Below are 20,169 nucleotides of genomic sequence, written 5' to 3' on the forward strand. Positions count from 1 at the left end.
CTGCCTGTAACATCGCCTTTTGCAGTTAAAGATGAACGAATAACAAGGGAAAACAACACCCCTTCCCATACAGAGGAACTCCAAACTATTTATATTCTTCAATGATTTAAAATTAAACGTTTAATTTAAACTTTTCCACAGACTCCTTCATGCGGTCACAAAGACATACTTTTCTCGTCCGCAAGGTCCCCCAAATGGAGCGCGGTCTTTTCGGCGCTGGTCTTTTTCATCACCGCCGAAAACGGCGGCAGGAAGGCAACCAACAGCGACCCAACCAACATGCCCGCCGTAATCGCAACCATGGCAATCTGGTAGCTGCCGGACAGATCAAACACCACATCCATCAATACGGGAAGAAACCCTGTAGTCATGGCGACAGCACTGTACATAACCCCGGATATCGCGCCATAGGACTTCAGTCCGAAATAGCGGGAAATGGAGTAGGGCAATAACCCGAATTCTGTCCCAAGGCCGATTCCCATCATCGCCGCCGACAAAAGCAACACGGGATAACTGTCAGAAAATTCAAGTAACGGAATACCCAGCATTGCGACGAGGAAAAGCGGCGCCACCACCCGGGGATTGGCCAACCGGTCCAGAAGCCAGCCGGCACAAATCTGCCCCGCCACGGTAACAAGGGCGAATGTCGCCAACACCGTCGTCGCCTGTCCTACCGGGAAACCCCGGTCCAGCAACATCGGCACAACGTGAATAAAGACGGCCATCATACATCCAGCACACAGGGGGATCGCCAAAATGATCATCCAGAAGGCTTTGGTTTTACGCGCCTGACTGAAACTATAACCCACCGCACTTTCCCCATCAGGGGTAACTTCGGAAATCTCTAACGGTGGCGGGTCACGCAACAGAAAATACAGCACCGGAATGCCAAGGCACAAGATAATCAGGCCGATGCCCTGATACGCCCCGCGCCATCCATATTCCGCCATCAGCGCCGCCACGATAAGCGGCATGACCGTGCTGCCGACACCATTGCCGACACCGCTGACCATCCCAAGGTAGAAGCCTCTGTTTTTATTGAACCAACCGGCGATCACTTTTGTGAAAATGATGGGCCCCAGTACCGACCCCGTAATCCCGATCAACGTATAGACAGCATAGAATTGAAACAATCCCTTGACCTGGGACACCAGGGCAACGGAGGCCGCAAACAATATACTGCCCAGCAAAACCACGATCCGTGATCCATAGCGATCCGCCAGATGGCCAATTACCGGATAAATCAGGGCGCTGGTAATCGCCAGAATTGGCAAGACGACGGCAACACTGGATCGTGTCCAGCCGAATTCTTCCGAAATCGGAATCAGGAACAGACCAAATACCGTCATGACCGTAGAGGTAATGCCAACGGAAATTCCTATGGTTGAAGATAATACCGCCCCGTGCGCCTGGGACAAAATGCCGAATCCATTAGACCTCGCCATCATTCTGTCCCCTCTGCATCTTCTCTGCCATGCTTCTGGCTGCCTGTGCAGAAATCGCCATGATAGTCCACCTCAAACCTATACCTACTCATCGACACACTCCTTCTCTCGGCCTTGGGTCTGGTCACAAAACAACCTTACCCTTATTCTTTCATATATTAAATAAATACTGAGCAGCCGCATGTTAAATCCGGCCTGCTCCCCCAAGATATGTCTCCACTTCCTGCCAGGATGGTGCGGCGCCTTCCGCCCCGGGCCGCATCACGGACAGTGCACCCGCCGCCGCCGCATATTGCGCCGCCAGAACAGAATGCTTTCCTTTGGCCAGCGCCACCGCCAGGACCCCATTAAACACATCGCCCGCGCCTGTCGGGTCCAGAGCCTCGACCTTGCGCGCCGGCACAAAACGCGCCTCGCCCTCAAGGTCGTAAAAATACCCGGCGCTTCCCATTGTAATAACAATATTGCGCGCCCCTTTTTGCTTCAGCTTCTCCGCCGCCTCTGCCGCGTCTCCCGGATTGCCAGGATAAATATTGGCTATTTCCTGTGTTTCTGTTTCATTCGGGGTGACAATATCCGCCAGCCTCAGCAGTTCCCCCGCGGAGCCAAGCGCCGGCGCCGGATTCAGAATGCTGATCACCCCGGCATCCCGGGCCACCTTAAGAGCTTCCCTGACGGTTTCCTCGGGCACTTCCAGCTGAACGATCAGCACATCGCTTGCCTCAATCAGGGCTTTATGACGCTGAATGTCCTCCGGTGAAAGACAGGCATTTGCCCCCATTGCGACGGCGATCATATTATCGCCTCCCTCCGAAACCATAATATTCGCTGTCCCTGACGCCGTTGCCGCAACCTGACGCACGGCAGAGATGCCCACCTGTTTGTCTTTCAGGTACGTCTGCGCCATCGTGCCAAACACATCATCCCCCACACAGGCAATCAAGGTTACTTCCGCCCCGGCACATGCCGCCGCGACGGCCTGGTTCAGCCCTTTCCCCCCAACCGTCAAAGTCGATTCCCGAGCGAGAACCGTCTGATTATGCGCCGGAAATTCACGGACATAAGCCGTTACATCGGAATTAATGCTTCCCACAACAGTTATTCGTTTAACTTCGGACACTGGCTTCATACCCTGCAACTATCATTACCTTTATTTAAACTCCCCCGGAAACGAGACCCGCCTCTTTTCTGCGCGTCCTCTTATGAGAATTATACGACTTAATCGTTTAAGTCAATCTGTAAATTATTTACATCCATCTCAGGATGGCCTTATGATGGTCTGTCCACGTCACTGTGAATAAAATCGTTTAACCTTTAAGATAAAAATCTATAATAAAGGATCAGGTAGAATCATTCTGCGCCATTCGGACCACAGGGCAGCCGCGAAAGTTTTCTGGTCATCCGATTGAAGAACACATAATAAAATACTGGAGGAACATCCCTGTGACACAGAGCAAAAAAGATAAGCCGCCTGGAAAGGTGACCTTACGGGACGTTGCCCGGGAATCCGGCGTGTCTGTCGCAACGGTATCCTATGTGTTGAATGATACAGGCTCTGTCGGTGAAAAGGTTAAAAAACAGGTCAGGACCGCCATTAAACGTCTGGGATATCGTCCTAATATCGCCGCACAGGCCATGCGCACCGGACGAACGAAAACCATTGGCATTATCTTGCCAGACCTGAGAAACCCTTTCTTCCCGGAACTGGCTCAATCCGTTGAAAGCGCCGCCCGCGCCAACGGTTTTGCCGTATTTATGGTAGATACACAGGAATCTCCGACGGCTGAGGCCGAGGGCATCTACAAGCTGATCCAATATGGAGTGGAGGGAATCGTCTGGTGTCCCTCTTCTGACAAGGATTATTTCAAGGAATATAACGGCGCTGTTCCCGTGGTGGTCATCGACCGGCCCCTGCCCGATTATGACACCGTTTATTCAGATTATGTCAAGGGGGGCCATCTCATGGCCCGCTACCTTCTTGAACAGGGTCATCAGACAATTGGCCTGATTTCAGGTCCGCAATCCATCGAAAGCGCCGCCCAGCGCCGTCAGGGGTTTCTTCAGGGCATCGGCGATCAGGCCAGCCTGCAGTGGGAGCTGGAAAACCCTTTCTCGATCAATCTGTGTCCTGAAGCGGTCGCCGCCCTGCTGAAAAAAGATGTGTCCGTTGTCGTCGCCGGGAATGACATGATTGCCATCGGCGTCATCAAGCTGTTTCACCAACATAACATCAAGGTGCCCGAGGAAATTTCCGTCGTTGGCTTTGACGACATCCCGTGGAGCGAAATTGTCCAACCCGCCCTCACCACCATGCATCAGCCGATTGGTGAACTTGGCAAGGAGGCTGTCAATCTCCTGATGCGCCGCATTGATAACCCCCAGGCATCCCGCAAAAGCGTAATTCTGGACGTCGCACTTGTGGCCCGGCAATCTGTCGCCACCCGTTAGTCCGTTACGGAACCGGCCTGTAAATTACAAATAGAGGGGGCGTCCGACAATATTACGGATTTCCGGCCTGTAAGCGGCGGCATCATACCACGATCCAACGTCAATACGTTTTTGCCCCTCCAGACAATGACCCGCATCCACCGTTGTATAAATCCCGTTGCGCAGCGCCGTCATACGACCGGTTTCACCGGCATCCAACAGTTGCAGCGCCATCATTCCGAACGATAACGCCGCCAGTTTATCCAGCGCATCCGGTTCGCCGCTGCGCAACAGATACGCCAAAGACTGGGTCATGCAGTCCAGCCCCTCTTCTTCCCGGAACGCCGCGCAAATCTGTCGCCCTATCCCCCCGAGACGTCGGCGACCATACACATCTTTCTGACCCTCATATACCGGTTCCCTGCCGGTCAGGCAAACCCCCTCCGCCACAACGGCAAGCGCATAATTGTGCGGGTTATCCCGCTTGTCCTTCAATAACAGGTCACGAAGCCGTTCAAGGTCAACCGGCACTTCGGGAATCAATACCCGGTTTGCCGACGCAATATGGCCGGCAATCAGTGTCGGTTCACCGCTATGTCGCCCGAACAGTTCAATAAGCGCCACCCGTTCATGGCTGCTGATTGACGTTCGAATGGTATTCAGGCTGTCGACACAGCGGGTCACACAGGTGCTGTAGCCAATACAATAGTCTGTGCCATAAACATCATTATCCATGGTCTTGGGAATGGAAATTACGGGAAATCCTTTGCTGTGCAAATGCGCCGCGAAACGTAAAGACCCATCACCGCCAATCGGGATAAGCACATCAACATCAAGATAATCCAGCACCCGGAGAATATGGTTCGTGCCATCAAAAGACCCTTCCACAAGACCGGGCGGCAACTTGCCCTGCAAGAAGCCTGGGACGTCCCTGATATGCAATTGCGCCGGGTTAAGGCGAGAAGTATGAAGGATTGTCCCCCCTATATTTTCAATACCATCGACATCATGTCGGGACAAAACCCTGCAGTGATCACCCTGTGGAGACAATGAAAGATCGCAAGACATCAACCCCCGCCAGCCACGACGAATGCCCACAACCGTCCAGCCTCGATCATCCGCCCCCTGAACAATTGCCTTGATGCAGGCGTTCAGACCCGGCACATCCCCACCACTCGTCAACACACCAATTCTCATTCGTATCCCTCTTATATCGACTTTTAAAAAATCACCCTTGTCGTTTGTTCAGTATTACTTAAACGTTTAACTTATATAGTGATATTCTCTGACAAAAACAAGCCTCGCCTGGAAGCCGTCAGAAGATCACAACAAGGGAGTTGAAAAAATACACTTTCATAAAACCCCGACTGTCTTGCCGGGAGATTATTTTTGCCGCGGTAACAAAGCTGAAATCGACAGCGGTTTGACAGGCCACTGGGCATGATAAGGGCCGATATCCTCAATCGAACAGTCCCTTTCCCGACGGATTACCTCGGCGACGATACTGTAACACAGGCGCCCCTGACAGAGCCCCATACCCGTCCGGGTCATCAGTTTTACACCGTTGGCTTGCAACAGATGAGGATGATCGGTCAGGGCCTGCCGTAAAGCGCCACAGGTGATATTCTCACAGCGGCACACCAGACTGTCCGGAGTCATCATATGGGTCAGCAGATCGTCGGGCAACCGGGAAAAAGCGTTGAGAAAACCGGCGAACGCATTCTGTCGGCTCAACTGGCGGCGGGGCCGGGCCGCGACGGCATCGGCGAGGCCGGTGGGAATAAGACCCAGGGCGCGGGCCATCCCCAGTCCGGCGATACGGCCTTCAAGACAACTGGCTTCGGCGCCCGCCATACCGGTGATTTCGCCAGCGACAAACAAACCCGGCTGACTGCTTTCCTGCCAGCTGTTCGCCGAGATCAGCCAGCCCCCCTGATCGGCGGACCAGACAGCATCGGCACCAGCCTGGCGGGCCAGTTCGGCGGAAACCTGAAAGCCGTAAGACATGCCCAGCCGATCAACAGTAAAGGTTCGGACGGGTCTTTCCGGCTTCGGCGCGCCGGTCGCAATCACGGGCTGCAATGTTACTTTTTCTAAACGGTCTACGCCCTCGGCCTGCTTTACCGCATGCTTAAACAGCAGGGGAACTCCAGCACGACGCAGACGAATCAAACTGCGGGCGGCCATGAGAAAAACACGCCAGTGGCTGAACAGGCTGGTCGAACGCAACAAGCGGCTGACCCCCGTCAGGGGAGACTGAGCGAAGGCGATGGCTTCGATCTGTCCACCGGCGTCCAGCACCTGTTCGGCGACGACAAGCTGCAATGGATGCGTGCCGGCAAAAACAAACCGCGCGCCAACAAGAACCTGCTGGCTTTTGAGAAAGGTCTGGATGGCGCCCGCTCCCATCACGCCAGGCAGAGTGCTGCCCGGAAAGGCGAGAGGCCTCTCATAACATCCCGCCGCGACGAGAACCTTGCGGGCGCGCACAGTCTGTACGGCCCGGTCATCCTGATACCAGACCTGATAGACATCGTCAGTTTGATCAGAATCCGGTGGGGTTATTCCGACCACACTGACCGACATTTTCCAGCATATTTCCGCATGATCTTCAAGACGCAACAGAAGGGCTTTCAGGTCTTTATACAGATCTCCTTTAAGCCAGTTTTTGACCGCAAAATCTTTTGGCGGCTGACGGGTGATTTGACCGCCGGGTCGGGGTTGTTCATCAAGAATGACAATCCGGGCGCCTGTGGAAATCAGATATTCTGCGGCGGAAAGTCCGGCGGGACCCGCCCCGATGATCGCCACGTCAAAAATTTCACGAGACAGGGTCATGAGCGCGTCTCCCGGGGGGCATTCAGGGTGGTGACCTGGAGACCTTCCCGCACCGGGGTCATGCAGGCGCGCACCATGTGATCGCCTTCAGACTCATCGGGATACTTCAGGCTGACGAGGCAGTCAAAACAAACCCCCATATTACAAAAGGGCGCCCGCGGGAGTCCCTGCCTGTCCCATCGACACACAGGGTCATCGGACATCATGATCACCGTGGCGAGAGTTTCACCCTGATAAGCGGTGATGGTGCGCCCGTTGAGGCTCAGGCTGACGGGAAGTCCGCGGGTCACCTGATCCGTGAGACGTTTTGACATGGGTTAGCCGCCTTTCATAAAACCGTTGATATGATCAAAACGCGCCGGGCTGAACAGAGAAATATCATAGGCCGTGGCGCCGGTGGTCATCAGCTCTCCCATCAGGCGGGCATAGACGGGACCGAGGGTAAAGCCACTGCCGCCCGCCGCGATATAATATCCCGGAAAACCGGGCACTTCGCCAAGCAGGGGCAGTTGGTCCGCGGTGACGCCGACAACGCCGGTCCAGCAGCGCAGAAGATGATGCCGGGTCATGTCGGGCACCAATTCCGCAGCAAGCGCCAGATTACGAATGACATTCTGTTCGATCAATGCCGGTCTTTTGTCAAAATCCGGCCGACCGTTGGTCATCTGGAAGCGTGATGACCAGCCTCCCCCGATCAGGATATTACCGTCCGCGACCTGTTTCATGGACAGTTTTGCGCTGGCGCGCTGCACCAGATGCGGCAGGAATGCGGGCGCGGCTTCCGTCACATTCATCATCAGAGGAACGGGAAAGACCGGCAGATGAATATGCGCCAGCAACGCGCTTGAGGCTGCCCAGGCGCCGGCAGCATTAAGGATTTTACCGGCACTGACCTGGGTGCGCCCCTCCTCAGTTTGCAGGGTGGCGATCCAGCGGTCCTTGTGATGGTACAAAGAAATAACCTCGCAGGATTTGCGGATGCTGGCCCCCTTTTTCCGGGCGGCGCGGGCGTAGGCAGGGGTAACGAGACGCGGATTGGCGTGACCTTCTCCGGGGAAGTAGGCGGCGGCGAGGACTTTATTGCAGAGGTAAGGCGCCTTGCGTCTGGCGTCTTCCCCGGTCAGCAACTGGGTATCCATACCGTTTTTCTGCTCCAGCGCGTGCTTTTTCTTGAGCAGGGTGACTTCAGTGTCGGTCAGGGCCGCCATCAGCCCCCCCTTCATCACCACTTCCAGCGGCGCTTCCAGCTCCGTCTCGAGATCGGCCCACAGCTCTGCGGCCAGACGGTTAAGAGGAATAATGCGGGAGAATTGTTCAGCCAGCGCATCACCATGTTCAATCAGGCGATGCTCCAGTTGAAAATGCAGTGAACCGGCATTCTGGCCAGAAGCCTGACGGTTGATATCGCCTTTTTCCGCCAGCAGGACAGAGGCGCCGCGTTGCGCCAGGTGATAGGCGCTGGCGCAACCAACAAGTCCCCCGCCAATAATCAAGACATCATATTGTTCCATGACAAAAGACTATACGCAAAAGGGTTTTGGCCATAAAGCTTATTATACCCTTACAGGATTCCAAGGTCGGCAAGAGAGGCCCGGATGATCGCCTGCTCATTTTCTTTCAAAGGCAAAATCGGGCGGCGCGGATTGCCGCCGGGCAGTCTCTGAAGATTGAGTGCGGTTTTCATAATGGCCTGCGCCGAACCAAATTTAGCCATATAATTGACATCAAACCAATCATTCATGATCCGGCGATCCATAGCCCCGAAAGACAGGGCTTTATCGAGGTTACCCCGCCAGAGTTCATCAAAAAACGCTGGTTGATTGCGGCCCAGAACCGCACCCGCGCCCATCAGCCCGTCCGACTTCTTGTCCAGGACAAGCCTGGCGCCAAAGTCATTCATTGGCGCGCCAAAGATGCGCAGGTCATCATGCAATGCCTCGGCCTCCAGAACAAACTTGCTGCTGTCTCCTGTGGAATTTTTCAGGGCCACCACCTTATCCAGGCTGCTGATTTTCCGCAATAACGAAAGGTCCATATCAATCCCGGTGCCCGGGGGCCAATTGTAGATACAAATGGGCAAATTAACCGCCGCATTGATATCCTCATAAAAAGCATAAATTTCCCGTGCTGACGGTTTGGCATACGGGGGGGGCGTCACCAGAATGCCATCAAAACCACAGGCCTGTGCCTGGGCCGCCAGTACAATCACTTCGCGGGCGGTAAACGCATTACATCCCGCCACCAGAGTGATTTTGCCCGACAAAATGTCCCCGGTCGTTTTGTAAAGCTGGAATTTTTCCTCCAGAGTCATGGAAAACCATTCGCCGGTGGTGCCGGCCACGACGATCCCGTGCATGCCTTCCTGATGAAGCCACTCCAGAAGACTGCCAAGCATGGGAATGTCCAGCTGATCCCGATCATTAAAGGGGGTTGTGATCGCAGGAATGTAACCGCGCCAGTCAATATCGTGCCTATTCATGCGGGAATTCTCCACGTAATTATTTTCTAATTCATCTCTTTCTCAATATTTACTGGTCTATGTTGATTTCGCCAATTACAATAAATAATAAATAATGTTGCTTATAGCGCAACATTTAAGATGTTAACAAAAGCAGGACGCCATGAATTTCAACCTTTCCCGATTACGATATCTCTATGAAGTGGCTCAATGTGGCTCCATGCGGGCGGCCAGTGAAAAAATGAATGTGGCGCCCTCTTCGGTCAGTCGACAGATCGCCATTCTGGAAGATGAATTGGGGGTTGAGGTTCTGGAACGCGGGCGCGGTAAGGCCAAATTGACCGAAGCGGGTGAAATGGCGGTGAAATATTATCGCGATGATCTGGGCCGAAAGGAAATTCTGGCCTCTCATTTGAATGATATTCAGGGGCTGCGCCGGGGGTCCATTACCATAGCCATGGGGGAAGGCTTTGTTAGTGATTTGCTGTCAGAAGCCATGCAGGCCTTCATGGGAGAATATCCAGAGATCGAGATTGATGTCCGGGTTGCCGGCACAAATCAGGTGTTGTCACTGGTCGAAGAAGACGAAGCACATATCGGGATGGTTTTTGATTGCCCTTCCCTGCCGCGGATTACAGTTCAGCAGGCCTATAACCAGCCGTTAAAAGCTGTGATGGCCGCGTCTCATGCTCTGGCCGGACGAAAGAGTGTCAGCCTGGCTGATTTTATGTCCCTTAAATATGCCCTGCCCCAAAAAAATTTCCGGATACGGGAAGTTCTGGATGAGGCCGCCTATCAGGAAAAACTGGTGCTGGATCCTGTCCTGACGTCAAACTCCCTTCTTATATTGAAAAATATGGCCATGACACCGGACGGGGTTACCGTTTTGCCGGACATCGCCATACTTAAAGAACTGAAAGCCGGGCATCTGGTCTCCATCCCTGTCGAAAGTGCCAGCCTGTCCAACACGTCGGCCGATATCGTGACCCGCTTGGGACGCCTGTTGCCTGGGGCCGCACGGGAATTTCTCAAATACCTCAGGGCACATTTTAATTATGAACTGCAATAAGGACTTTCACTTTATTTCGTTGCACAAAAGGCAACATAAATCATTCTTTATTGTTATTGTAACAAAGAGCGAGCTCCTCCTAAGATATCCTTTCGCGACAAGACAGCAGTGACTGATCTTAAAATATTATGTGGAGGAAATGATGCAAGCATCTAATATTCAGACCAAATTAAAGCACACAGTAATGGCCCTGACCGCAACGACAGCCTTGTGCTCTGTTGCCACGTCCGGGGTTGCACAGGAAGTTTCTGTATTTGACGAGATCGTCGTCACCGCCACCAAACGCGGGGGGCTGGGGCTTCAGGATGTGCCTTTTGCAGTACAGGCGGTCAGCGGGGATGCCCTGTCCAAACGAGGTGCGGTGGATTTTGATGATTTTTTCCGCCAAATTCCGGGAGTCGCTGTTTTTGACCAAGGTCCCGGCGACAAACGCTATATCATTCGCGGCGTAAATTCCACAGGCGCGGGAACTGTGGGTCTGTATATGGATGAAGTGATCATCACCGGCGAAAATGCCCAGGATGGCGGCGGACGCCAGCCGGATATCAAATTGTTTGATATTGACCGGGTGGAAGTCCTTAAAGGACCGCAGGGCACGACTTTCGGGTCCAGTTCCCTGTCTGGCGCCATTCGCTATATCACCAAAAAACCTGACCTGACAGAGGTTCAGGCCGCGGGCTCCGTCAGCCTGCGCAAGACCGAGGGGGCCTCCCTCGGCTGGAATATGGAAAGCGCGGTCAGCCTGCCGGTTGTGGAGAATAAACTGGCGGTGCGTGTCGCCGGTTATTATCTGGATGAAAAAGGCTACATCGACAATGTGTTGGCCGACAACGTCAATAACGAAAAAACCTATGCCGGCCGCCTGACACTTCTGGCGGAACCCACAGACAAGCTGACCTTTTCCCTGATGGCCATGTATCAGGATATGAAAACGGATGGGCCCGGCTATTTCAACCGGGTGGATTACACCGGTGCCCCGATTTCACAAAATGATTATTTTCAGGCCGATCTGACCCGCGCCCGTTTCCAGGACGAAACCCAGATTTATAATGCGACGCTGGAATATAGTTTGGACCAAGGCAGCCTAACGGCAACAGCGTCACTGTTCAAGCGGGATACCCTGTTTGACCGGGATTCCTCTCTGGCGCTGGAAGCCTTTATCGGGCTTGACGCCGACGGGGCCGGACGCAGCATCATCACACAACCCAAATCCCGCGAATTGCAAAGCTATGAAGTGCGCTATGCTTCGGACTTTGAAGGGCCGTTTCAGGTGCTGGCCGGGGCTTTCCTACAGAAAGAGCGCCGGAACTTCAGAAGCGCCATTCTCGGCAGTGACGCACAAGGCAATATCGCCCAGCCGGAAATCCCTTTCCTCGACCGGATTTCTCATACGGAAATTGACGAACTGGCCTTCTTTGGCGAGCTCAGCTATGCCATCACCGATCGCCTGACGGCGACAGGCGGTTTGCGCTACTATGATTTTGATCTGAGTGAAGTCTCGACCTCGGTCACAGGCTTTGGCGGGGGCGCCGGCAGTGGTCAGGGGCCTGAAATGACGTCCCGTGATGATGGACTGATTTTCAAAGGTAACCTGGCCTATGACGTCAGCGAAGACATTAATATTTATCTGCAGGTGGCGGAAGGGTTCCGATCCGGCGGGGTGAATGACCAGACAGCGGCGGCGATTGCCAATGTCACCATTCCTGAAGGCTATGGTTCTGATTCCGTGATCAACTATGAAGTCGGCTTCAAATCTTATCTTCTGGACGGCAAACTGAAAGCCAATCTCGCGGCCTATTGGATCGACTGGAGCGACATCCAGCTACAGGATCAGGCCTCTGACGGTCAACTGGAATTCCCCTATCGCGGCAATGGCGGCGGTGCAACCATCAAGGGATTGGAAGTCGAACTTCTGGCGTTTCCGGTGGAGCGGCTGGAACTGGGCCTGAATATGAATATTTCCCAGGCGGAACTGAATCAGGACAACCCGATTGCAACGTCAGGACAAAAGGGCGACGCCATTCCGTATATTCCGGAATTTACCCTGTCCGCCTCGGCGATGTATAGCTGGCTGGTGGGACCCAACGGGATGGAAGCCATCGTGGGCGCAGACGTCAATTATGTCGGGGGCCGTAATACAGAATTGCGCCCGGACAGCAGCCTGTTTATCAAGTTGGACGATTACGCCCTGGCCAATGCCCGCATCGGGGTGGAAACGGACCGTTGGTCAGCGACCCTCAATCTGCAGAATATTTTCAATGATGATACCGTTACCGATGTGTTTCGGGTGATTTCCGGGGTATATCCGGAAGGATTTATCTTTAATCATCCCAGAACTGTCATGTTGAGCTTCAGCGTGAAAATGTAACTTAACCCGAGCGCGAGCAGGTAGAGCAATGCAAAACCGTAAATGGACGTCCAATCTTTATTTTCTGGCTGCCGCCATCGGCAGCGCTGTTGGAATATCCAACATCTGGAAATTCACATACGTGGCCGGAGAGAATGGCGGCGGTGCTTTTATCCTCGTCTATATACTGGCCTTGTCCTGCATCGCACTTCCTGCGCTGATTGCCGAATTCGTGATCGGCCGGCGCGGGGGCCAGGGCGTGGTGCGCAGCATGGACGTACTGGCACAACGGGAAAACATATCCCCCAAATGGCGCTATTATGGCTGGTTGGCGGTGATTGCCGTCTTTATCGCGCTCAGTTTTTATTCGGTCGTCGCGGGCTGGACCATTGATTATTTCGTCTCTTCTCTATCCTCTGAAAATATTGTCCGTTCCGGCGCGGCGGCTACGGCCCGGCTCGATGCCATGCTTGCCGACCCTTTACGGATGATGCTGTATCAGGTGATCTTCATTGGTCTGACGGCGGCGACAGTGGCTTTCGGCATTAAGAACGGTCTGGAAAAAATGCTCGGCTGGATGACGCCGGGGCTTTTCATTATCCTGGCGGTTCTTTTGGCTTACGCCACCCTATACGGCAATATGGGGCAGGCGCTGCGCTTTTTATTCACGCCGGACTTCTCCACCCTCACCCCGACCATCATCCTGATGGCCTTTGGCCAGGCGTTTTTCTCTCTTGGGGTCGGGGTCGGGGTCTTGATGACCATCGCCTCCTATATGGACCGGGAAACCCCGATGATCCGTTCCGCCATTATTGTGGCGGCGGCGGATGGCGGGGTCGCGTTACTGGCGGGGCTGGCGATTTTCCCGATCGTCTTCGCCCATGGCCTGTCGCCGGCGGAAGGCCCTGGACTGATTTTCGCCACCTTGCCCGTGGCGTTTGGCCAGATGCCGGGCGGCGCGATCGTCGGCCCCCTGTTCTTTCTTCTGCTGGCGGTTGCGGCGTTGACATCGGCGATCACCTTGCTGGAAACGGTGGTGGCCTGTCTTGAGGATCTGACTTCTCTGTCGCGGATAAAGCTGACGATTATGGCGGCGGTCGCATTATGGGGACTGGGCCTGTTGACGGTCTTTTCCTATAACATCTGGGCCGACGTCAAGCCGTTGTCTTTCATCACGATCTTTGAGGATAAAACCATTTTTGGGCTGCTGGATTACCTGGTGTCAAATATTCTAATGCCATTGGGCGGGATTTGCGTTGCTGTTCTGGCCGGGTGGGGTCTGGGTAAAGCAGGCTTGCTGGATGAATTGCAGGTTGCCGACAGCGTCATGTTCCGGATCTGGCTGTTTCTGATCCGGTTTGTTGTGCCCAGTGTCATCAGCGCCGTATTTCTAATAAATCTGATGTGATGTGGAAGTTCCACAAAAGGAGGTAAAAATGATACCCGGATTTTGTCATGTGGATCATGTATCCATTACAGTAGCCGATTTGAGCCAGGCGGTCGCCTTTTATCAGGAGGTGTTTGGGGCAGAGGTCGCCTATCGTATGGGCCCGTTTGATGCGGCCGAAATTCCGCCCCTCGACGATGGCCGGGACTGGACGGAAGCCCATGTCGATGTCAGGGGCGCCCGCCTGTCGTTATGTATGCTGAAACTGGCGTCCAACCTGATGATTGAATTGTTTGAATATGAGAAGCCGGTGGATCAGCAGACAATGCCACCCCGCAACTGCGATATCGGCGGGCATCACCTGGCCTTCAAGGTGGATAATATCGAAACGGCCGTAGCCTATCTTGAAACGAAAGGTTGCACGGCCATGGCCGGCCCCATCATCATGGAAGAGGGCCCGACACGGGGCGCCCGGGCGCAATATCTCCGCGATCCTTTCGGCAATTACATGGAATTGATGGAATATGACCTCCAGGATTATATGGCGGAAACCGGGGTAATCCCCTATGGCGTCACGCCGGTCTGACAACAGAGAAAGGATAACAAACAATGAGCAGAGAGGTACTTAACCCCGAAGATATGTATGGCACCGTGGCATTTGGGTTTTCCCATGCGACAACCAGCACATCTGTCAAAACCATCCATTGCGCCGGGCAGGTGGCGTGGGACAAGGACTATAATGTGGTCGGAGGAGATGATCTGGCAAGCCAGTGTCGTCAGGTGTTCGATAATCTGAAACAGGTATTGGCCGCCGCCGGGGCCACCCCCGCCGATGTGGTCCGCATGCGGACCTATGTCGTGAATTACAGCCCGGATAAACTCGACCATATTGGTCCGGCCATTGCGGCATTTTACGGCGACAGTTTGCCGGCCGCCAACACCCTTTTGGGGGTTGCCGCCCTGGCGATGCCAGAATTCCTGATCGAAGTAGAAGTCACCGCCCAGATCGACGCCTGACGACGGCTCTTGGTCTGTCTCAGATCACACCATTTTTAGACAAAACAGGCTAGGGTTTACTATATAGCCCTGGCTTGAGAATAGGTATATCAGGTAGAAGTTGCCGGTCATTTTAATCCCCTCTGTTTTTAAGAATACAGGAGAGGTCCCCGCAGTCCTGTTCCTGCACCAAAAGAACCGTGCCTCGCCACCTTGCCTGATTTCACACCCGTCCGGGCCCTGTCGCGCAGAAGTATTTACGCCATTATTTGCGCCCACAGATGACGGAATGCGGACCGGGTGTGTCAACAATGCCTTCAAAGGCAAAGCCACTGGCTTCGATCAGCGTTTTAAACTCATCGACGGTCCTTTCCTTACCGGTAGTCATCACGATCATTTCAATATCGAGCAGTTTCCCCAAGTTCGGGGCGTTGGGTTCATTGATGATCGCATCACAGATAAATAAGTGCCCGCCCGCCGGCAGCGCCTGATAACAGTTTTGAAGGATTTTCACCGCGCTTTCATCGTCCCAGTCGTGAATGATGAAGCTCAGGATATGCGCGTCCGCGCCTTTGGGAATATCCTCAAAGAAGCTGCCCGCCATAATTTTCAATTCAGGATATTTGGCGTCCTCCGCCCCCGCAACCACATGGGGCAGGTCAAACACGCCGCCCTTCAGGGAGGGGGCTTTATCCATAAGAAACTTGATCAAATGTCCATGGCCGCCACCAATATCATAGAGGGTGTCGACGGACGATATATCCAGAACGGAGGCCGTTGCGCTGTGCACGGCCTGCCCATTCGAACTCATCGCCCGGTTAAAGACTTCGGAAAAATCCAGGTCGGTTTTACAATAGTCAAAGATGCCCGCGCCGTGTGCCTTTTCAAAACCGACATTGCCGGTTTCCAAACAATAGTGCAAATGGTCCCAGGCGCGATCATGCACCGGATCATTGACAAACAAGAGCATGTCACGCGGCGAGCCCGGCTCATCCAACAAACATTCGGCCAGCGGCGTTAGGGTAAAATTCTGCCCCTCCCCCTCATGAAAGATGCCAACACTACTCAACGCCCGCAGTAACCGATAGAGCATGTCCGCCTTGGTGCCGGTTTTTTCGGCGAGGGAGGCCACATCAGTCACACCGCTTTTAATATGATCGGCGAGCTTGAGCTTGGCTGCCACATACATTGGCTTGACCACCCATTTCGCGGTAATCAATTGAAGAAATTGCACACTGACTGGTAATTCATCCGGCGTCATTATTAAACCCTTCCCGATATTTCGAATTTTAGTTTGTGTTTTGAATCCTTGTGGCACGGGAACAAAAGCCCCGAGTTCTTCGGCCAAAACTGTGAACCAGCCAGAACATATAGTCAATAGCTATTGACCGGGTCGGTCATGGGAAATTTTTAAAGCTTATGGCACCGGCGAAGAAACATTTTATTTGATGCGTCCCAACCGCCATATCGCCGCAAGGTGGAAACACATCCAGCCAGATGACGTTATCCATGGTTTTATTCCATGAGATTGGCGGCTCCAACCTGAACCAGAGTGAGATATTTCTGAGCCAGCGTGAGATATCAATGAAAATATGACACCTTTAAAAGGCCCCGTCTCAGGCCCAGGCCAAATCATAATATTTCAACACGGTTTAACGGGAAAGCCCCCTTTCAGAGCTAGCTCCTTTATTTCTATTTTACCCAGATAACTTTATCGATATTTACCAGATTTGCGAATTTCAACAATTCACGGTCTAGTTTCTGTTGCCGCCCGACCCCCCACTTAATCCCTTCTTCGGCCCAGAAGTTAAGGACATTCAGGCACCCCGCTTTACGGTCTGCCTTCACCTCTATCCGCCCGACAAACCGCTCTCCCTCAAGCAAAGGATACACATAATATCCCCACCGGCGCTGTGCAGCGGGAACAAAAATCTCGATCTTGTAATCAAAGCCGAACATATGCTTCAACCGCGTCCTATCCCGAACGGCAGGATCAAAGGGGTTTATGATCCTCATACGCGAAGAAATCGGAGATATATTCTGCAACCGCTCTTCAATATTATTAAGGGCAAATGATTTGATATAGGAGCCGCTGGCTGTTTCCCACTCAACGGGGATAATTTGGTCTGGGTTTTGCTCTACCCACGTCTTTACTTCTTTTATTTCTTTGGCTTCCCAAAAGTTTTTAATTTCCTTTAAACTGCCCGCGACCAGGCGGCTCAGGGCAGCATGACACAACCCCTCCAGCTGCTCCTGATCAGAAAGAACTTGCGTCCTGATATTGTGTGGAATAACACGTTCTGGCAAGTCGTAAAATTTTTGAAAATTCTCTCTGTATGAGGTGGAAAGCTCCCCCACATACCATAAATAATCCAGCACCTGTTTATGGGGAGGCCGCGACCACATTTTCTTCTCCCCTTTTATTTTACTGTCAAAATCCCTGGTGGAGAGAGGCCCTTCTGCGGCGATACGGGATTTTACCTCATCCTGCCAAATACTGTTTTTCAGGTCCTCATAATATTTTGACCCGTCCGTTTTCTGCCTGATTTTCCGAAATTTTCTTTGCCACACGGGATAGAAGTCCATTGGCAAAACCGATGCATCATGGGTGAAATGTTCGAATATATCCTGTTTAGAACGCAGCAGCTCGTCCAGCATCGGCTCCCGATATTTTTCATTGCGGCTCCATAATATATGGTGATGAGCCCGTGATACATTCTGAATAGTATCAAGCTGAACAAACCCCAGTTTCTTAATAATCTGAACAGGGTCAGGCGCCCCTGACGGCTGCCCTGCAAGGCCATTTGTCTCAAGCCACAAACGCCGCATATCACGGTTATTAATCCTTAAGGCCATCTTATCCCTATTTATTAGACCTTCCCCTGACGGGACGATGTCAAGCTATATCCCACCGACACATTACGTCTTTAGTGGTTTAATCCCCGCGCCTTATGGAGTTTTTTATAGCTTTCGATCAATTTCAGATGTTTGTCCAGGCCTTCGAGTTTCATGCTCGTCTTGGTTAAGCCGGAAAATCTGACCTCCCCCGTCACAGACCCCAGCACGTTTTCCATAACCTGCACACCGTACATTCTGGTGAGGTTCGGGACATAATCATCAATATCCAGCTCATCATCAAGGGTAATATCCAGCAACGCGTTCATGGCCTGATAAAACAAAACACGTTCCACGGTATTGTCATTAAAGTTCAAGAAGTCGGCAACGATCTCTTTCGCTTCTTCAAACTGTTGCAGGGCCAAATAAATCATTATTTTCAACTCCCCGATATCCAGCCGACCCCATATTGTATTTTCATCAAATTCGATTCCGATCAAGTTTGAGATGACTGTATAATGATCCAGTTCAGACTCTTCAAACCGCTCAAGAAGATCCTCAAGCTCCCCATCCGTCAAGGTATGGATATTTAAAATATCTTCCCGGAACAGGAGAGCTTTGTTGGTATTGTCCCAAATCAAATCCTCCACCGGGTAGACTTCGGAATAATCCGGCACCAGGATCCGGCAGGCCGCCGCCCCGAAGTCTGCGTAAGTCGCGATATAAACCTCTTTCCCCAAGTCGGCCAATATCTGCATCAGTCGGTTGTTTTCTTCCGCGGTCGTGCCACTGAAATCCCATTCGCAAAAGGCATAATCCTGTTTCGCGCTAAAGAACTTCCAGGAGATGACGCCGGTTGAATCAATAAAATGTTCAACAAAGTTGCTCGGCTCGGTCACGGCATGGCTGTTGAAGGTCGGCGGCGGCACGTCATTCAAGCCTTCAAAACTGCGGCCCTGCAATAATTCAGTGAGGGAGCGTTCCATCGCCACTTCAAAGCTGGGATGCGCCCCAAAGGAGGCAAAAACCCCGCCTGTTTTCGGGTTCATCAAGGTCACACACATCACAGGGAACCGCCCCCCCAAAGACGCATCCTTGACCAAAACGGGGAAGCCTTTATTTTCCAGCTCGTCAATCCCGGCCAGAATAGCCGGGTATTTTGCCAGAATTTCTTTGGGCACATCGGGCAGGATGATTTCCTGCTCGATAATTTGCCGTTTGATGGCGCGTTCAAATATTTCCGACAGACATTGCACCTTGGCTTCATGCAAATTATTGCCGGCGCTCATGCCATTGCTGAGGAATAGATTTTCGATCAGGTTAGACGGGAAATAGACGGTTTCCTGATCTGAATGGCGCGTGAAGGGCAAGGCGCAAACTCCCCGGTCGGCGCGTCCCGAATTGGTATCAATTAAATGCGACGCCCTTAATTCATCCTCTGGATTATACAGGCTAAGACATCTTTCATCCAGCAACCCTTCTGGCAAGGTATCATCCGGGCCGGCTAGAAACCATTTTTCATTGGGGTAATGGACATATGTGCTGTGTGCGATTTCTTCGCCAAAATAATAATCATTATAGAAGAAATTACAGCTCATCCGTTCGATATATTCGCCCAAAGCCGAGCAGAGCGCGCTTTCCTTCGTCGCCCCTTTCCCGTTGGTGAAACACATCGGTGACGCGGCTTCGCGGATATGCAGCGACCAGACATTGGGCACCAGATTGCGCCAGGACGCAATTTCAATATTAACGCCAATATCGGACAGGATCGACGACATATTGGCAATCGTCTGTTCCAAGGGCAGGTCCTTGCCGACAATCATCGTTTGGCCATCGCCGCCAAACCCCTGCAGCAACGGCGCATCATTCAGATTTTCCACAGGATCAATGGTAAACGCAGGCGCTTGCTGAATGACTTTTTTCACCGTGCAGCGGTCCGCCGACCTTAAAATACCCAGCCGGTCCCGTTCCGAAATGCTGGACGGCAATTCGACCTGAATTTGGAAGGTTTGATTATATCGGTTTTCCGGATCGATAATATTATTCTGCGACACCCGGATATCATCTGTCGGGATATCACGGGACAGGCAATAAACCTTGATAAAATAGGCCGCGCAGAGGGCGGAAGAGGCCAGAAAATAATCAAAGGGACTTGGCGCGGTGCCATCGCCCTTATAGCGAACAGGCTGGTCGGTCGTCACCGTAAAATCATCAAACTTCGCCTCAAGCCGAAGATTGTCCAAAAAATTTACAGTGATTTCCATTTGACTATTCTTTCCTAAAAACACGACATCAATAAGGGGTCATTACTCATATCAGATAGTTTGTCAAATCAAACCTGCTTTACTCGGCTCGACTTACCGTTTA

The 20,169-nt window shown here is 52.6% G+C and carries 16 protein-coding genes; 6 read left to right on the forward strand and 10 right to left on the reverse strand.

The features are described 5' to 3' along the window. Positions 1-155: 155 nt before the first annotated feature. The gene (locus FIV45_RS16885) at positions 156-1,445 is read right to left on the reverse strand and encodes an MFS transporter (RefSeq protein ID WP_181040101.1); all 1,290 of its coding nucleotides are present in this window, start codon (positions 1,443-1,445) and stop codon (positions 156-158) included. 184 nt (positions 1,446-1,629) lie between these two features. Beyond that, the gene (rbsK, locus tag FIV45_RS16890; RefSeq protein ID WP_165777041.1) at positions 1,630-2,565 is read right to left on the reverse strand and encodes a ribokinase; all 936 of its coding nucleotides are present in this window, start codon (positions 2,563-2,565) and stop codon (positions 1,630-1,632) included. Between the two features lie 323 nt (positions 2,566-2,888). Between rbsK and FIV45_RS16895 the strand changes: the two genes are divergently transcribed. After that, positions 2,889-3,893 (forward strand): LacI family DNA-binding transcriptional regulator, encoded by a 1,005-nt coding sequence (locus FIV45_RS16895; RefSeq protein ID WP_099473725.1) that lies wholly within the window; start codon positions 2,889-2,891, stop codon positions 3,891-3,893. Positions 3,894-3,917: 24 nt separating this feature from the next. Here FIV45_RS16895 and FIV45_RS16900 read toward each other — a convergent pair whose 3' ends face one another. The 5 genes from FIV45_RS16900 to FIV45_RS16920 all read right to left on the reverse strand — a co-directional run bounded on the left by FIV45_RS16900 (position 3,918) and on the right by FIV45_RS16920 (position 9,189). Continuing rightward, the gene (locus tag FIV45_RS16900) at positions 3,918-5,069 is read right to left on the reverse strand and encodes a 6-phosphofructokinase (RefSeq protein WP_099473727.1); all 1,152 of its coding nucleotides are present in this window, start codon (positions 5,067-5,069) and stop codon (positions 3,918-3,920) included. Positions 5,070-5,255: 186 nt separating this feature from the next. Further along, positions 5,256-6,710, reverse strand: coding sequence for an FAD-dependent oxidoreductase (locus FIV45_RS16905; protein WP_099473729.1), 1,455 nt, complete (start codon positions 6,708-6,710; stop codon positions 5,256-5,258). Beyond that, on the reverse strand, positions 6,707-7,024 hold the full coding sequence (locus FIV45_RS16910; RefSeq protein ID WP_099473731.1) for a (2Fe-2S)-binding protein: 318 nt from the start codon (positions 7,022-7,024) through the stop codon (positions 6,707-6,709). Before FIV45_RS16910 ends, FIV45_RS16905 begins: the two co-directional genes overlap by 4 nt. 3 nt (positions 7,025-7,027) lie before the next feature. Then, positions 7,028-8,221 (reverse strand): NAD(P)/FAD-dependent oxidoreductase, encoded by a 1,194-nt coding sequence (locus FIV45_RS16915; RefSeq protein WP_099473733.1) that lies wholly within the window; start codon positions 8,219-8,221, stop codon positions 7,028-7,030. 50 nt (positions 8,222-8,271) lie between these two features. Beyond that, a complete protein-coding gene (locus FIV45_RS16920; RefSeq protein ID WP_099473735.1) occupies positions 8,272-9,189 on the reverse strand; it encodes a dihydrodipicolinate synthase family protein in 918 nt (305 codons plus the stop codon). A gap of 142 nt (positions 9,190-9,331) precedes the next feature. On the opposite strand from FIV45_RS16920, the gene FIV45_RS16925 reads away from it, so the two are divergent. From FIV45_RS16925 to FIV45_RS16945, 5 genes are all read left to right on the forward strand, one after another. After that, positions 9,332-10,237 (forward strand): LysR family transcriptional regulator, encoded by a 906-nt coding sequence (locus FIV45_RS16925; protein WP_099473737.1) that lies wholly within the window; start codon positions 9,332-9,334, stop codon positions 10,235-10,237. A gap of 142 nt (positions 10,238-10,379) precedes the next feature. Then, positions 10,380-12,605: a TonB-dependent receptor gene (locus FIV45_RS16930; protein ID WP_181040102.1), complete on the forward strand. Its 2,226-nt coding sequence runs from the start codon at positions 10,380-10,382 to the stop codon at positions 12,603-12,605. Between the two features lie 28 nt (positions 12,606-12,633). After that, positions 12,634-13,992 (forward strand): sodium-dependent transporter, encoded by a 1,359-nt coding sequence (locus FIV45_RS16935; protein WP_099473741.1) that lies wholly within the window; start codon positions 12,634-12,636, stop codon positions 13,990-13,992. Between the two features lie 28 nt (positions 13,993-14,020). Beyond that, the gene (locus FIV45_RS16940; RefSeq protein ID WP_099473743.1) at positions 14,021-14,557 is read left to right on the forward strand and encodes a VOC family protein; all 537 of its coding nucleotides are present in this window, start codon (positions 14,021-14,023) and stop codon (positions 14,555-14,557) included. 23 nt (positions 14,558-14,580) lie between these two features. Further along, positions 14,581-14,988, forward strand: a complete 408-nt coding sequence (locus tag FIV45_RS16945) for a RidA family protein (RefSeq protein ID WP_099473745.1) — start codon at positions 14,581-14,583, stop codon at positions 14,986-14,988. Positions 14,989-15,232: 244 nt separating this feature from the next. Here the strand turns inward: FIV45_RS16945 and FIV45_RS16950 are convergent, their stop codons facing one another. From FIV45_RS16950 to FIV45_RS16960, 3 genes are all read right to left on the reverse strand, one after another. Then, positions 15,233-16,228, reverse strand: a complete 996-nt coding sequence (locus FIV45_RS16950) for a methyltransferase (protein ID WP_099473747.1) — start codon at positions 16,226-16,228, stop codon at positions 15,233-15,235. A 431-nt stretch (positions 16,229-16,659) separates the two neighbouring features. Beyond that, on the reverse strand, positions 16,660-17,796 hold the full coding sequence (locus FIV45_RS16955; RefSeq protein WP_204844766.1) for a winged helix-turn-helix domain-containing protein: 1,137 nt from the start codon (positions 17,794-17,796) through the stop codon (positions 16,660-16,662). A gap of 98 nt (positions 17,797-17,894) precedes the next feature. Then, the gene (locus FIV45_RS16960; protein WP_099473751.1) at positions 17,895-20,066 is read right to left on the reverse strand and encodes an OsmC domain/YcaO domain-containing protein; all 2,172 of its coding nucleotides are present in this window, start codon (positions 20,064-20,066) and stop codon (positions 17,895-17,897) included. Positions 20,067-20,169: the final 103 nt, after the last annotated feature.

The sequence above is a fragment of the Paremcibacter congregatus genome (genome assembly GCF_006385135.1).
Lineage (GTDB): Bacteria > Pseudomonadota > Alphaproteobacteria > Sphingomonadales > Emcibacteraceae > Paremcibacter > Paremcibacter congregatus.